Raw genomic sequence first — 15,891 nt, 5'->3', positions numbered from 1 at the left:
TAGCGCCTAGTGGGAATGAAATTATCCCGCTAAATGTACTCGGTTCCATGTACCCGGTCATCAAGCTTTTACCAATTAGGATTAATGTAACCAATTCCATTATAGATAATATGAAAAACGCGATAGCAATTACTCTTTTCAAAATGTACACCTACTAACACAGATAAATCAAACATTTAACCTAAATGATCAATTAAAAAAACATCTTACCCTGATGAATCATCCTTCAATCGAGTGGCTAACTCGTCCAATATCTCTTCTGTTCGTTGAAGAAGCTTTTCGATGTTGTCTAGTTCTAGTGGCTGGTCGTTCGGGTAATCTGCTAGGGATGACATATGTTGCATCGTACCGATGAACAAAGCGATATCCAATTCGGATTCAGTGTCCGTATACACTAGAGGCAAGATTTCGTTCATGGTGAGTTCCTTGGGTGGATGAACTGAATGATACTTATGGATATAAAGCGCCTTACTCATGGAGGCTAGAGCCCAATCGCAGAGAATCAGGCAGGCTTTGAACTGATTGTGATTACGCATGATGGTGGCAAGTTTGAGATGATACTTAGCATGTTGGTGATAGTCCAATATTGTAGTATGTAGCATGTGGTAAGCAGGAGTTCGTTTGGATCTAGGTTGTGTGGAGATATCATGGTCTTGTAAACGTGGGGTAAAATCTACTTGGTGATTACAATGTGCTTCGGGTATGGACCAATTTCTTGCCATTGTCATCCCTCCAAAGAGTTAATACCAGTATTATACAATAAAATGATACCTATAGTAATCAAATAAATTATTTATATTCTTCGTTTGGTGTTTACCTTGAGGAAACTTGTCTACACTTTTGAACATAGAGAGGTGAATACCATGAACGAAGACAGAGAAGTTTTGAAGCTGGTCGGAGCCAGAATTCGCGCATTACGCAAAGAAAGAGGGTATTCACAGGAATCCCTCGGAGAAAAAGGTGGATTTCATTTTTCATACATAGGACAGATTGAACGTGGAGAAAAGAATGTTTCTTTGGTGAACTTGGCAAAGATCGCTGTGTCACTTGAAGTAAATTTAATACAGCTCTTCGCTTATGTTGATGAAGACATTCACTTCACAGAGTCAGAAGTAGTTATACAGGAGATTGTAGCCATGCTGAGAGATGCTTCCCCAGAGAGCATTCAACTAACCAAAAATGTGATACGGGAAATATTAAAGTGATCTTGAACATATAAAAACAAAGGCAAGGCAGCTTACAAGCTGCTTTGCCTTTGTTTTCTCCGTCATTTTAGTGAGGTCACTCAGATAGCTTTCGTTTTTCTACAGGTAGGGTAGCTGCTACATCCCCAAAATTCCGCCCCAGCTTTATTCTTACGTTTAACCATTGCAGCACCACAACTGCACTTGATATTAGATACGGTTTTAGATATAGATTGCTCTTTCTTGGTCGTAGTAGTTTTTACTTTTCTATTGGAAGGCTTCCATCTCCCCCAACTGCGTAGCTTGCTGTCTACTAAACCACCGTGCCAATAATCCACTTTGAATTGATCGGCTTCTTTTCTTGCTGGACCCGTAAGATCAGATGTCGTCACGATCAGAGACAAAATACAGTCATGATTCCTTTTCGCACCTACCAGCTCACGAACAGTCATTACTTGCACCTTATTATGATCAGCATAACACTTGGCTTGAACAGCTGTTTTTTCACCGCGCTTATCTGTAATAACCAGATCTACTCCTCCATCTTTACCCCCAACGCCTACTTCTTTTACAGTATAACCGTTGTCTCTAAAATAGAGCGTAAGTAAACGTTCGAACTCTGCTCCCGTCATTTTATCTAATGATAGAGTTAGAATTATTTCGTCAGATCTGCACGTAGAGGAGGCACGATTAAATCCGCTACTCACAGTTTTTTTAGTAGTCTGTTTCTTCCGTGGTTTGGACTTTTTTTTTTTCTTTTTAGAAGGCTGTAATAGTCCAGCAACAACTGATAATGTAACAACACCAATAACGAGCCATATAATCTCATTCATTCACTTATTCTCCTTAGAACTTATAAAATATAACCGATTTACCTTTTAAATGGCTTTCATACTTTTAGCAATACGAAGTATAGTTTTTTCGTTTTCATCAAAAAAATCTTTTGATACTTTAACGTAGGAGTTGTACTCAATTTCATCATCAGACATCCAGGATAACTCCAGTAAAACCATCCCATCCTCATAACCAACCCACATATCTGCCTTTACCCCGCTATCGAGTTTTAAACTTTGATATTTCATCGATTCTGATACTGAATCTTCTATACCTTCGAAAACATGACTACCATATACTCGAATATCAATATCCGGGTTGCCCACATATAGCTGCTTTCCATCCCCATTATCTGATTCCTCTCCTGCTATCCAATCACCAGGATAACTAATACTGAAGCCGAATCTGCTGTTAAGATATGTGGTCCACTCCACATTGATGTTCTCATTTTTAACACTCTCATATGTACTTGATTCAGTAGTTATAGTATTTACTTTGTTAGTCAGATCGTTACTAGAATCACAGCCTGTAATTACAATGATCAACATTATGAATATTAAATACTTCATCGTATTATTCTCCTATCCAAATAGCTGTATAGCAATATTTCCTTATTTCTAGAATTAAGGAAGTCTAATGAAAAAGCGTCTTCCGAAACCCAATGTAGAAGTTTTTTCTGTTCCAAGCTCCATTTTAAAAATAGAAACAAATATTAGATCTTGTTGCGTAGTAACGCCATTTATCACTGGACTCCCAAACAAATTGATCCCTGCACTGACCCATTCATTATCTGACTCTTCTATTGAAGAGTTTACGACCCACTCAACAAAATCTTCTTTGCTTGGGTTTGTCACGGCAAGCAAAATCAATATAAATCCCATTACGATCCAAAATTTATAATTTCCACTTTTCTTACTTGAGGTATGTACTTCATCACTTTCCATGTCTTTATCACCTTCCTTATTTATCTCTATTCACACGTAGTTCTAATAGATCAGACTATCGAATGAGAACTAGGCTTATAGAATCATTATCCAACATAAATCCTCACATTTCCACCATTAATTACAATTTTGAATAATAAAACCTGCTTTTCACAGCAGGTTCCTCACGTTGCTCTGTCAAACAATACACTTATTCGCCACCGCCACCATCTTCGCAGGCATCTCTTCCCGTAACCGCCACACGAAGCTCATCGGTTTGTTCCCCTCATGATTCACATAATCCGCTTCGCCCAGGAACACAAATGGAGATGTATAGCCATGCTCCTCCTTATACTCCCGCACGAACAGTACAATCCGGTTCCCCGTCTCTCGATGATGGATGTACCGTTGCGCAGTAGCTGTATGCTCCGACACCCGGCTCTGTGTCTGCCAATGGAATAGCCGCTCGTTAATCGCATAGTCCTCGTACTGCGTGGAGGGTGAAAAGTCTTTGTCCGATTTGTTCAGTGTAATGAAGAAAATATCGGTCTGCTCATCGGCAAAATACTTTACGCCTTCACGGAAGGCGGGCGATTGCTGGGCATTCCAATAACCGAAGGCGGCAAGCACTTGGTCCATGGAGTACATACAGTGGATATCCAGTGGACAAGTGTACGGGAACGAATTGCTTTTATCCACAAATCGCAGATGAGCCCGATTATATTGGAAAATATCCACAAGCTCTGCTCGGAATGCTTCACAAGACAACACACGCTGCACACCCTCTTCGATGCTGCTCAACCCCAGTTTCTCAGGCGCGGCCCGGTGGAAAGTGTAATAGAACATAATCAACATGCGCTGTTCATCAGTGTTGGTCGGTTCATCGCCTTTTTCAATGTAGTTAATCAGGAACGTCAGCCAGCTTCGGGAGTTGATCGTCAGCACAGATGGCAGTCTGCGGATGTACTCATCTTGCTCACTCTCGATTGGCTCTGTCAGTCCGGCTTCGGCCAGCATACCCCGGAAATACCTTTTCCCCGTACGTCCACCATACAATTCAACTAGTGTCATCCCGTGATGCTCTACAAAATGAGCCAAGGTCAGCGGCAGTCCGGTGTCTTGCTGGAACGTTTGCAGCTTCTGGATCAACGCTCTGCGATTACGACTCATTTGCTTGAGGTTACGCATGATGTATTCCTTCGCTTGTTTTTCCAATTGAATGAACGTGCCGCGAGGTAGGTTCGAAAAGCCTTTCTCGACGTAGTACGAGATGGAATGTCTGGTAGCGCCAATCAGGGCGCGGAATTTATCTTGGAATCTGTACTCCTGATGGGCTTGTCCGATGAAGTCGAGCACGGTCAGGCACTCTTTGCCTTCCGCCATCCGTAGTCCACGTCCTAACTGTTGCAGGAATACGGTCAGACTTTCAGTAGGACGCAAGAACAGGATGGTGTTCACCTCAGGGATATCCACGCCCTCATTGTACAGATCCACGACAAAGATCATGCGCAGTTCCCCGTTCACCAGCTGTCCTTTCGCAGAATGACGTTCCTGTTCGCTCGACCCGCCATGCAGGGCTATGGATGGAATACCGGCGTCGTTAAATATTTTTGCCATATACATCGCATGATCCACCCCTACGCAGAACCCAAGCCCCTTCACATCGTCCAGATCGGTTACGTATTTGTTCAGACTTTGGATGATCTGGTTGGCACGGATTTTGTTATGGGTATAGAGCTTCTCCAGTTCGTTCAGATCGTAGCCTTTACGCGACCACTTCACCTGAGATAGATCGACAGTATCGGTGACGCCAAAATATTGAAAAGGACTCAGTAGCTTCCGGTCAATGGCATCGGTTAGACGGATCTCGGCGGCAATCGTATGATCGAAGTAGGCGGTAATGTCTTTGCCATCCATCCGTTCTGGTGTTGCAGTAAGTCCTAGCAAAATCTTCGGTTCGTAGTGGGACAATAGTTTCTGGTACGAAGGCGCTGCGGCATGGTGGAATTCATCCACAATGATGTAATCGTAACAATCTTCGCTGGTGATCTCCGTCAGCTTCATGGAGTTAAGACTCTGAATACTAACAAACAGGTGATCCAGCGCCTCTGCTCGGTGATTCCCGACATGCAGCTCACCAAAGTTCATATCCTTCAGGATATACCGGAACGTGTCCCGGCTTTGCTTCAAGATTTCTTCCCGATGGGCGACAAAAAGAAGCTTGGCTCCCGCATGGCTTGCCCGGAATCGCTTGTAATCGAAGGCAGAGATGACCGTTTTGCCAACGCCTGTGGCGGCGACGATCAGGTTGCGGTTTCGTCCGTACAGCGTACGCTCGGCGTGAAGCTGTTCCAACACTTCCTTTTGGTAATCGTAAGGCTGGATTTCCAGGTGAAAGTGGTTAGACCGATCTTTATTGCGATTCAGAGCCGCCTTCAACTGTGCCTCCTGGCCTTCATCCTCAGCTACATACCGCGTAAATTCACGGTCATTCCAGTAACTCTCGAAGGTCGCTTCAATCTTGCGCAGCACATCGAGTGAATCCTTCTCCGTCACCTTGAGATTCCACTCCATGCCACTGGTCAGCGCCGGATTGGACAGGTTGGAGGAGCCGACATAGGCGGTAGTGAATCCAGTATCACGGTGGAAAATGTACGTTTTGGCGTGCAGCCGTGTCACTTTGGTATCATACGAAATCTGGATCTCTGTGTTAGGTAATTTGCTAAGTTCAGTAATAGCTTTGAGGTCGGTTGCTTCCATATAGGTGGTCGTGATGATCCGCAGCTTCCCACCGCCCGCTGTGAATTGTTGAAGCTGTTCCAGAAGCAAGCGAAGCCCGCTGAATTTGATAAATGAAACTAGCCAATCGATCCGATCGGCGGTCACGATCTCCTTCTGCAACTCCAATAACATACTCGGTTCGGACTTTGCACCTGTGAATAAAGAGCTTTGGGAGATCGGCGTATCTGGACGAACGATTCGGGTATCCCGGACCGCACGAATGCTGTTCAACTTGGAATACACATGGGTCAACACTTCCCCCTGCTCATCCAGTTGCAATTCGTTGTACTCTTCTTCCCCCAGTGTGCCTTTGAGAGTAGCAATAATCTCATTACACGTTCGGATCTGCGCCAACACTGCCGTCTTATCTTCCGTCTGTTCCCGCACAATCTTGAGCGCTCGCCGGGTCACCGCCGCCAAATACGTGGACAGCAATTTACGTGCTTCCTCTGCATCCAGCTTCTCGGTCCCAATGTTATACACATCCGGGTCCAGTGCCGAAATCTCCTGTCTGGTGATCGTGTTAATAAGCTGTTCATATATGCCTTGTTTCATGAATGTACCTCGTGTGGGTATAGGATGGTTGTGGATAGTTCTCTATGTATATAAATGTTTCTTCTATATTATCGACCAATCTGTGGGAGATTTCATTAGTTGTTTGATTTCATAGGAAAAAGCACCTCTACGTTTGGTTTGGTAGAAGTGCTTTTCTATGAATACGATTTTGCGAAATATTAACCTAATGATCTACAGATTATTAAATATCAATCGGATCTTTCTCAACAAATTTTTCATACCAATTGTTTAATGGAAAATGTGAGACTTGTGTAATTTCTAGAGAGAGTGGTTTGATGGTAAAAGAGCCCCCCCGTTCAAAAAGTATAATTAACGGTTCATATATGTCTAGATACTGGCTGATGCTCGGAGTATTCTCTGCGTACTTCGCCAACTGTAGATAATATTCAAATATTCTTTTCACATATGAGTTTTGATTCAAATACGCAACAGCCTCCGAACTACAATAAGCTGAAATATCTAATTCCTCTTCTTGATCTCCTAGCAGTTTCGCCACATTTGTAAATGCAGGTGGCATAGGCTTCAGCTGCTCCGCTTTATAAAATTGAGCCATTCTTCTGAGAAATTCATATCCGAGTTTAGTATCCTCCTCAGAGATAACAGTACCTACTAAGGCCCAATTTATATTATTTAGTTTGGATACTGCATTTTTCAATGACATTCTGTTTCACCTCAACATTTAGTAATCAATCTTATCATCGTAGTACTTACCAAAATCCTTACTAGGATCGTAACCTGGAAAAGGCGGGGGATTGGGAGCTGTTACAGCAGCTTTATCATGAGCATTTTTCTCTGTATCTATTTTAAATGTCTCTAATTCCGCGCTCCAAGTCGACCGATCCCTCAGGGGCATTCCTTCACTCATTAACTCTTTTTCTCTTAATTCATGATTCGCTAATGTTTTAAACCAATCCTTCTCAGCTTCATTAAGATCACCGTTTTGAGCTTTCTTCCAAGCATATGCTATATCCCCGTCGGCTTGAAAGTAGTTTTCTTTATACGGTTTACCTTCTATGGACAAATTATAAGTGCTCAAGAATAGATGTCTTTTCATGTTAGTAACTTGTTCTTCTGTCAGTCCTGTATTTTTAGCAACAATAGGTACATCTTCAATTCCTTTTGTTCTAATTTCAATATAATTTCTTTCAAGATACGCCTGAAATCCATCTTTAGGAGGCGTAATATATTTCTTCATTTCTCCGGGGTCTGTAATAAACGTAAATTCTTTATTATGTGAGCCATTCTCCCCGTGCTCCTTCTTACCTCCCCCCGACCCACCCAGATCGGTATGCTTGTCATCCATCGAACGAAAAGCTTTCCCAAACAATACATACGCCAGAGCCTGACCTGTCATCGCTCCACCGTAATATCCTGCTCCATTCTCATCAATTTGCTTCTTCTGGTCTTCTACGAATTGCTCTATATCCGACCTCGCCGTTCCCGTGCCCCAGGCAGCATCCCATGCAAATTGAATGCCCCGCCCAACATCTACAACTTTGCCGACGGTCATGGCATATGCCACACTGCCTATTGTACTGAACGGGTTATGGAAGAAAGCTTCTGCCGTCTGGCCCATTCCCGTTATTGTTTCTCCTATGGATTTATCAAGCAGCCCTACAGCGAAATTGCGCTTCAGCTCTTCTGGAATGTACAACGCCACCTGGCCTGAGCCGTCCGTTGTTCTGAAGTTCTTTGCGATAAACGTAAACTCATTCTGGATCTTGTCCAACAGTCCGAGTGTAGTTGGGAACACTTCTTTTGCCTGCATAAAATCCCAGAAGAAACGCTCTCCGGTCACACCCGACCAATCGGATTGCAACATATAGATGGATTTCTCCAGTTCCCAGACCATTCGCTCCAGTTCCTGTTTCTTCTGCTGGACCAATCGAGCCTTCTCGTCCAACACATCGGGATGTACCTGAATACGTTGCATTCTATCTTCACCGCCAACCTGACCATAGTTTATGTACCTAAATTTTAACAAGTGAGAGTGAGGATTGGAATCAAACGGAAGGATCATTTCCTCAGAGGTTATCCGGTAGTTGGGCAACATCCTTGGGTAACCATTTTTGCACATTAATGCATGAATGAATACTGTTATGTCGACGAGAGTCTTGTACAAAAAGAACGACTTCTATCTCAGATAGAAGTCGCACAAGATAACGTTACAGCATGATTACATCGTCATTAAGACACTACAAATTGTACGACAATTGGAGTCCCTGCATTTAATGCATCTCCACCGGGAATTGTAATTGTAGTCGTGGTAGCCGAGGATGTATCTGCTGTTTGCATAAGGCCATTAATATAAAGATTGTAATAGTTGAACGTGCCTGGAAATGCCGTTGCAGCTACACCCGCGTCATTTGTAAAAGCTGTCGCAGCAATCGCAAACGTTGCTCCAGTCCCGGTTCCATCACCAATGGTTGCAGCAAATCTCAAACTGTTCTGAAAGGGTGTCACAAGTGGCATGTTTCTCACCTCCTACCTAACATAGTATATGTGGTAGGTTTGGGAGTAGTGAAGGCAAAGGAACCGGTAAATTAAACCAATTTTAACCATTTATGATATTGGTTGTTATTATAATTATCTCGATAGTAATAGGTGTCCCTGCAAAGATCACACCGTTTTGGGACGAAAAAGACAACCTATTCGCACTTACACTGTATGAATTTCCTGGTTGAACGATTCCGTTGATATAAAGATTGTTAAAGCTGTTAAGTCCAATCCCGCCAAATTGGGTTATGCTGTCACCATCGTCATTAGTAAATGCTGTGGCAGGAATTATAACTGAGACCGACAAATCCAGATCGGTATCCGGAAAATAGAAGTAACGGTTTGCCGTAGGAATGATTTCAATTCCGGGTATGGTGCCCGGCGGACCTTGCTCACCTGGGGGACCCGTTGGTCCTTGCACTCCGGGAGTTCCCGGCTCACCCTGAGGGCCTGCGGGACCCTGTGCTCCGGGAACTCCCGGTTGACCCGGCTCGCCGTGAGGGCCTGCGGGACCCTGTGCTCCGGGAACTCCCGGTTGACCCGGCTCGCCTTGAAGCCCTGCCGGGCCTTGCGCTCCCGGAACTCCCGATTGACCCGGTTCACCTTGAGGGCCTGCAGGGCCTTGCGCTCCCGGAACTCCCGGTTGACCCGACTCGCCGTGAGAGCCTGCAGGGCCTTGCGCTCCCGGAACTCCCGGTTGACCCGACTCGCCGTGAGAGCCTGCAGGGCCTTGCGCTCCCGGAACTCCCGGTTGACCCGGCTCGCCGTGAGAGCCTGCCGGGCCTTGCGCTCCGGGAATTCCCGGTTGACCCAGCCCACCTTGAGATCCCGCGGGGCCTTGGACACCTGCCACACCTTGCGTTCCAGGGAGACTCACAGTCTCCAATTCATGTTGTCTCAACGGAGCGAGCAGGGGGGAAGGCTCACAACATACAGGATTGCTGCCTCCCCCTCTCGGTAATGCAATGACTTTTTTGTCACGGGCCATCTTCTGTGATCTTAATGGACGCTTCATTGAGCAGCGTTTTCTCCGATATGACCTACGGATAATATGGCATTTCTTTCGTTTTCCCAAGTGTTTGTTTCTGCATTTCGACGTAGAACGACTGGGCCTCAATTTGTTGAGGGTGGCTGTCCTTTTGTTCAGATACTTCAAAATGATCATCTCCTTAGGCCAAGGCACACAGTATATATGCCCTATACTATGTCCTTAACACATTCGGAGAGTGTGCGAATAACTATGAGGGAAGCCCAATAAAAAAGACAAGAGTCCTTCTATAGTTGTCTTTTGTCTTTCCAGACAAGACCTCGCATATCACATTTTATGTTTAACTCAGACGATCCATCGGGATGAATCTCAATAGGTTGTATTCTATCTTCACCAGCCAACTTGACCGTAGTAATTATACGCAAATTTCAACGAAGTCGATTGGAATCAAACGGAGGATTCATTTTCTCGTTCAAGTTGCAGTAGATGGAAAATTCATTGGCCAGATATTTTGCGTGTTCGGGCAAGCTTTTTCAGTAGACTCTTACCTCTTCTTAAAATGCTGAACGATCTCTTCCGGTTCCTGCGTTTCCAATGTGATCTGGCCTTTCTCGAACAGGATCATGTATGGATATGATTTCAGACCAAAAATCTTCTCATAATTAAACTTATTTTCATCACGGACATTATAAAAGGTTACGTTAGTTATTGGGCCTTCTGCCCTCAAATTCTCGTTATTCACTTTATTTAATTGCGTCTGTAACTCAACAATAAATGGTCGCTCCGAAGGTCGGTCGGTAAATACAATGAGTGATGCATCATTTCTTTGATTTTGCGTTAGATAATCAATGGCTTTCTCTCTATTGTTCTGATTACATCCTGTTAATAGGAGTATTAGTATACATAACATCCAGAACCTCTTCATTAAATCCCTCCTCCAGAATATGATATAATTGGTTATTAATGATCAACTGCACTTCAATACATTTTTTCTCTGAAAGGAAGAGGCACATTGAACAAAAGGAATATTATCATCGCTATCATTATTGGCCTTATCATATTGATACTTCCACTTGTGCTTTATTTTACAGTTACTAATACAGAAGAATCCGCACTTCCCGATTCAAACATCCCAACTCAAACCAAAACTGTAGAAGGGCTTACCATCACCCTGCTTAATGAAACCTATACAGATCATGAAGTGAAGTTGGGTTATGAGATTCAGGGCGGTGGGCAGTCAATTGCTTTGTACAGATAAAATCCCGATTATCCACCTTTCATATAACTACAAAAACCTGCACAGCCAGCCTCGGCTTCACAGTTTTTATTAAGAAATTGCATGTGGATACATCTCATTTACAACTTAGGCATCCAAAAAGGGTTTTCTTCCTTCTCACACCCGGTTAACACGTAAAAAATATGTCCCTGCTCACTCTTCATTGTCCCGATCCCTTTGCAGGTGTCAGTCTTCATTCCCTGTTTGGAGCCATAGAGATCCCTTGAGTTATCGTAAGTCGATTGAATAGCTGAGCCATCGTATATCAATTCCTGGATAATAGCCCCACCTTCAATGGTATACATCGTTACACGAACCTGATCCTGCTGTTTTTTCTTCACATTTTTCATAAATGTGTCCCACTTATCTTCGTTCCGTATGTCTCCATGAAGCACAACCACATCCCCGCTTTGCTCCGCTTGCTCTGGATTATGGGGCTCAATAATTTCTGGAAAAGCTTGCGTAATTCCGGAAGCATCCGTTGTTGGATCATTTGCTTCACAAGCAGTTAACAGCATTAAAGCTAACGATAGGATAAGCATAATTTTCATTCCATCACCTCATGTATGGAACGTTTCAATCTTATCCTTTGTTGCATCATTATTCTTATTTTTCCATTTCCCCGTAACCCTACTGCTGTGCAAAACGTTTAGAACCATAGAAATATAGATAACAGGAACGGAAATTTTAGTATTTTATCATTCAGCAGCAGGGGGTTGATTTAATGACGTTAAAAACAATGCTCGGTGTAGCACTGACTCTATCTGTACTCATATCCACCCATTCAGCCAATACAGCGACTCTAGCTTCAACGAACCAACGACAGTCAAAGGGATTAGCCCATGAAATGGAGCGCTCCTTCCCAACATCTACATCTGTTCTGCTCATTGCCCCAACTCAACATGAAGGTCGTTCCGCATACAACGGCAGCTTCACAATGGTTGCTTCGAACGGGACACATGCCAACATATCAATTGGAAACAACAGCAACCACACGGTATATGTGAAGATGTATGTCGATGAAGTAAGTGAACCTATGGAGACATCTATCAGCAGAAATAGTGATAAAACGATCAATCTGCTTGCATTACAAGACACGAATATTAAGTTGTACATTTATAGCAGGATAGGTCATCACTTAGATCTCTCCGTTGAGGCAGAGCAGGTTCATTGATGTTTTCTTCCACATCTACATACAAGAAAAACCCCTTCACGCAAGCGATTCAGATCCACGTTTCCATGAACTGATGCCTGCATGAAGGGCTTTTATATTTACATCATACTTACTTCTCGAAACGGAACCAGTTGAAGTCAAACTGACTTCCCGGCAAGAAGATAAAGATTACCTTTTGCACACCTGTCACACGTTCAAGCTCAAACACCCGCTCCTCATATCCTTCGGATTGTGTGAACTCAACCAGCTGGTTACTCTGTCCATCCTCACCTGCGAAGCGGATATGAATTGTATTCTTATCTATTGGTGAATGGCCATGAATGACGAGCTTCGGCGTGCCTTCTGCTGTAAAGTCCATGTTTTCGAACTCCAACGACACGTTGTTCCCGATACCTTCAACACGGTCACCCTCAATTTTGAACGTATCTCCATAGAGATGGTCACAGGATGCAGCCGCATTTTGTTCAAAAGCGCGACTCTGGGGCTCAAAAGAGAACCCTTTAATATGAATCTTCTGCTTCAACACAAAACAGATCGACGTAATCCCACTCAGGCGTTTGGACAGCTTATATGTCTCTTCCTGGTACACATTCCATTTGGATTCCTTGTCATATACCACATCAGCGATCATTGTGCTGCCTTCTTCATCCGGCATGCCTTCCCAGATCTGAATAAAGTACTCTTCACTCGACAATGCAAAGATCGGAATGGTGATCGTATCGGAACCATAGGGTCCAAAGTCGATATTACGGAAGCCTACATGTGTCTCCCCGTCCCGACTTGTTGCTACACCGCGTTCATTCCCGTTACCAACCTCGCCTTTGGTGTAATCATACAATCCGCCCGTGATGAAGCCGTATGGATCTTTGTATGCTGTTCCGAGACCCTCCGCCTTGAATTCCAGCTGGGAGATGAGTTTTGTTTTATCCGTACCATTTGCACTGGTAGCGCGAAGTCGGAACGCCCCGTCACCGATCGCCGATACTTTCACCGTATGTTGATTCTCTCCATTGCCGTCCGTTCCCGCAGGCATGACCTCCACCTTGGCAATGTTGGATTCAATGCCTCCATCATTCACAGCAGCCCACTCGATGTCCCGATAGGACGTGTTCTCCGGATACAGCTTGGCCGTTACGACCAGCTCTGGGTTGGACGGATCGAGAAGCTGTCCTGATTCGCTGATGATCTCGATTTTCCGCAAAGGAATCTCCTGAGCGCTGCCCGTCAGCACCGGACGTTCTTCATTGACCATGAAGACGGAATGCACTTCTTTTATATCACGATCGACATCTGTCGCATCCACAACCTGCACTTCATACTCAGCTGCGGCACCTTCCAACCCTTCCGAAGATACTTCGATCCGTACTGTCCCAGCCTCATCTGTTGCTCCGATAATGGCCATCAGTTTGCCGCTAAACAACCTTCTGCTGAGTCCTTTATATGGATCATAGTCCGTGCTGTCTCCATTATCCAGACCCAGTAATCGCCCTGCACCGGACACCTGAACCTGGACGCGGTTGTTGGCATTGTGCACCGGATTACCCGCTTCGTCTTCCACCGTAATTTCCACGAAAATGAGATCTTTACCGCTCGCCTGTAGCTGCTCCCGATCCGCCTGCAGACGAATCTTCTTCGCATCCGTAAAAGAGCGTTGTACATCGGTTGCAATCACAACACCGTTCTCATCATAAGCGATCGCCTTCAGCTCACCCTCTTCATAAGGGACTTTCCACCAGCCGGATAGCTGTGTTCCATGGGCGTGATCAATATCGTAGGTGCCAATCGTCTCACCGTTGAGTTGCAACTCAATCTTCGGCGCGTTGCTGCACACGCGTACATCAATGATCTGACCCGGATTGAAATCCCAATAAGGGAACAGGTGAACCATCGGACTTTTCTTATAATCGGTCCATGCCGCCTGGTAGATATAATAAGCGTCTTTCGGGAACGTTGCTGTGTCCAACTGTCCAAAATACGAATTCTTCGTATGATACGGCGTCGGTTCGCCAATATAGTCGAATCCGGTCCACAGGAACTGCCCCAACGAATACGGACGATCCCGCTCAGCCAGAATGCAATATTCAGCCGACTTTGCGCCCCAGCTTGTCGTGCTGTTCCCAAGCGCCGAGCACTGCTCGTCATCATCGGCCAGGATTGGCTGTTCGAATGGGAAGTGATAGATGCCACGACTTTGCACCACTGATGAGGTCTCACTGCCATAGATGATCCAGTCTGGATGTTCTGCATGATGCTGATCATAGTATTTTTCCGCGTAGTTGTAGCCAGCCAGCTTCACGATATCCGCACATTTCTGTGCATTTTCCCATGGCATATAGTTGGAACCAATCGTCACGCCCGCATTGCCTTTTGGATCAAATTCCAACACATAATCCATCAGCATCCGGGTCACTTCCTGACCGCGCTCATCCGCATGGGTATCATAGATTTCGTTCCCGATACTCCACATGATTAGACTGACATGGTTACGGTCCCGCTTCACCCAGCTCTTCACGTCCGTATGCGCCCACTCCGGGAAGAACCTCGCATAGTCATACGGTGTCTTAGCCCGTTCCCACATGTCGAACGCTTCGGACACAATGAGCATGCCCATCTCGTCTGCAAGTTCCATAAACTCTTTGGCCGGCATATTATGCGCAGTTCGAATGGCGTTGACACCCATCTCTTTCAGCAGGATGAATCTTCTACGCAATGCCGTCAGGTTAAAAGCAGCACCCAACGCCCCGAGATCATGGTGTTCACAGACACCATTCATCTTCGTGTGGATCCCGTTCAGATAGAAACCTTCACTCGGATCCAGCTTAACGTCCTTGAATCCAATACGTTGGGATACTGCCTCAATGATCTTCTCGCTCTGATCTTCCGAGATCAGTTTCAGTTCGGTGACCAGCTCATACAGATGCGGTGCATCTGGGCTCCACAGGTTTGGATTCTCCACAATGATCTGTTGGCTATCTGCCGATACCACCGCATTCTCACCCACCGAAACCGTAACATGCGCTTGGCTGGATGCCACCACCTGACCTTCATACCGGATCGTATTCACCAACTCTGCCTGCTGATTCTGTTCCAGGCTCAGCTCTGTATCCACTTCCACCTGCCAGCCACCCGGTTGTTGCTTGATAGATACATACGTTCCATCCGTAACAATATGGTTGCGATCTCTTGTCTTCAGCCACACGTTGCGATAGATTCCAGCCCCGGAATACCATCTGCTGTTCGGGCTCTGATGCACCACTTTGACTAGAATTTCATTCTCGCCTTCCACCAGTGCATTTGTGATCTCATGTTCAAAAGCAGAATAGCCATACTTCCACTCCCCAACAAGCTGTCCGTTCACATACACGGAAGAGTCCATGTATACGCCATCAAAACAGAGCAAAAGCTGCTGCTCATCCTTCGTGTAATGGAACGTCTTACGGTACCATCCAATGCTGTCTTCATACAGTTCAAGCGTATTATATATCAGCCAATCATGGGGAAGCTCCACAGGTTCATACACCAGACCCGCAGGTTCCGTAACGTCCAGCTTACTTTTTGCAAATTGCCATCCATCATTAAAAAGTCTCTTCTGATTCATCGTAGATTCTCACTTTCTTGAAGTAAATTATGATTGCGGTTACAACAGTTGATATCGATTT

General features: G+C 44.9%; 15 protein-coding genes. 3 read left to right on the top strand and 12 right to left on the bottom strand.

Features of this window, described 5'->3' with window-relative positions; genetic code table 11:
• Positions 1–206: 206 nt before the first annotated feature.
• On the bottom strand, positions 207–722 hold the full coding sequence (locus MHB85_RS04900; protein ID WP_341072523.1) for a HEPN domain-containing protein: 516 nt from the start codon (positions 720–722) through the stop codon (positions 207–209).
• Between the two features lie 141 nt (positions 723–863).
• Here MHB85_RS04900 and MHB85_RS04895 point away from each other — a divergent pair, with 141 nt between their 5' ends.
• Complete coding sequence (locus MHB85_RS04895) at positions 864–1,205, top strand: helix-turn-helix domain-containing protein (protein ID WP_341072522.1); 342 nt, start codon at positions 864–866, stop codon at positions 1,203–1,205.
• An 80-nt stretch (positions 1,206–1,285) separates the two neighbouring features.
• On the opposite strand, the gene MHB85_RS04890 is transcribed toward MHB85_RS04895, so the two are convergent.
• The 9 genes from MHB85_RS04890 to MHB85_RS04850 form a co-directional block, all read right to left on the bottom strand.
• Positions 1,286–2,017 carry a restriction endonuclease gene (locus MHB85_RS04890; RefSeq protein WP_341072521.1) on the bottom strand — a complete coding sequence of 244 codons (732 nt, stop codon included), beginning with the start codon at positions 2,015–2,017 and terminating at the stop codon, positions 1,286–1,288.
• 45 nt (positions 2,018–2,062) lie between these two features.
• A complete protein-coding gene (locus tag MHB85_RS04885) occupies positions 2,063–2,587 on the bottom strand; it encodes a PsbP-related protein (protein ID WP_341072520.1) in 525 nt (174 codons plus the stop codon).
• A 54-nt stretch (positions 2,588–2,641) separates the two neighbouring features.
• On the bottom strand, positions 2,642–2,962 hold the full coding sequence (locus MHB85_RS04880; protein ID WP_341072519.1) for a hypothetical protein: 321 nt from the start codon (positions 2,960–2,962) through the stop codon (positions 2,642–2,644).
• Between the two features lie 177 nt (positions 2,963–3,139).
• Complete coding sequence (locus MHB85_RS04875; protein WP_341072518.1) at positions 3,140–6,277, bottom strand: DEAD/DEAH box helicase; 3,138 nt, start codon at positions 6,275–6,277, stop codon at positions 3,140–3,142.
• A gap of 202 nt (positions 6,278–6,479) precedes the next feature.
• Positions 6,480–6,959 (bottom strand): hypothetical protein, encoded by a 480-nt coding sequence (locus MHB85_RS04870; protein WP_149846301.1) that lies wholly within the window; start codon positions 6,957–6,959, stop codon positions 6,480–6,482.
• 18 nt (positions 6,960–6,977) lie between these two features.
• Positions 6,978–8,231, bottom strand: coding sequence for a WXG100 family type VII secretion target (locus MHB85_RS04865; protein ID WP_192132693.1), 1,254 nt, complete (start codon positions 8,229–8,231; stop codon positions 6,978–6,980).
• Positions 8,232–8,485: 254 nt separating this feature from the next.
• Positions 8,486–8,770, bottom strand: coding sequence for a DUF4183 domain-containing protein (locus MHB85_RS04860; RefSeq protein ID WP_091015856.1), 285 nt, complete (start codon positions 8,768–8,770; stop codon positions 8,486–8,488).
• Between the two features lie 82 nt (positions 8,771–8,852).
• Positions 8,853–9,809: a DUF4183 domain-containing protein gene (locus MHB85_RS04855; RefSeq protein WP_192132691.1), complete on the bottom strand. Its 957-nt coding sequence runs from the start codon at positions 9,807–9,809 to the stop codon at positions 8,853–8,855.
• Positions 9,810–10,326: 517 nt separating this feature from the next.
• Positions 10,327–10,707, bottom strand: a complete 381-nt coding sequence (locus tag MHB85_RS04850; protein ID WP_192132688.1) for a hypothetical protein — start codon at positions 10,705–10,707, stop codon at positions 10,327–10,329.
• An 87-nt stretch (positions 10,708–10,794) separates the two neighbouring features.
• Here MHB85_RS04850 and MHB85_RS04845 point away from each other — a divergent pair, with 87 nt between their 5' ends.
• Positions 10,795–11,040, top strand: a complete 246-nt coding sequence (locus MHB85_RS04845) for a hypothetical protein (RefSeq protein ID WP_192132686.1) — start codon at positions 10,795–10,797, stop codon at positions 11,038–11,040.
• A 98-nt stretch (positions 11,041–11,138) separates the two neighbouring features.
• On the opposite strand, the gene MHB85_RS04840 is transcribed toward MHB85_RS04845, so the two are convergent.
• On the bottom strand, positions 11,139–11,609 hold the full coding sequence (locus MHB85_RS04840; RefSeq protein WP_192132685.1) for a DUF4362 domain-containing protein: 471 nt from the start codon (positions 11,607–11,609) through the stop codon (positions 11,139–11,141).
• 173 nt (positions 11,610–11,782) lie between these two features.
• On the opposite strand from MHB85_RS04840, the gene MHB85_RS04835 reads away from it, so the two are divergent.
• Positions 11,783–12,232 (top strand): hypothetical protein, encoded by a 450-nt coding sequence (locus tag MHB85_RS04835; protein ID WP_192132682.1) that lies wholly within the window; start codon positions 11,783–11,785, stop codon positions 12,230–12,232.
• 109 nt (positions 12,233–12,341) lie between these two features.
• Here MHB85_RS04835 and MHB85_RS04830 read toward each other — a convergent pair whose 3' ends face one another.
• Positions 12,342–15,830: a glycoside hydrolase family 2 TIM barrel-domain containing protein gene (locus MHB85_RS04830; protein ID WP_341072516.1), complete on the bottom strand. Its 3,489-nt coding sequence runs from the start codon at positions 15,828–15,830 to the stop codon at positions 12,342–12,344.
• Positions 15,831–15,891: the final 61 nt, after the last annotated feature.

Origin of the sequence: Paenibacillus sp. FSL K6-4396, assembly GCF_038002525.1 — a bacterium.
GTDB classification, from domain to species: Bacteria; Bacillota; Bacilli; order Paenibacillales; family Paenibacillaceae; genus Paenibacillus; species Paenibacillus amylolyticus_B.
The sequence above is the reverse complement of the archived record's forward strand: the minus strand, read 5'-3'. Positions and strand labels throughout refer to the sequence as shown.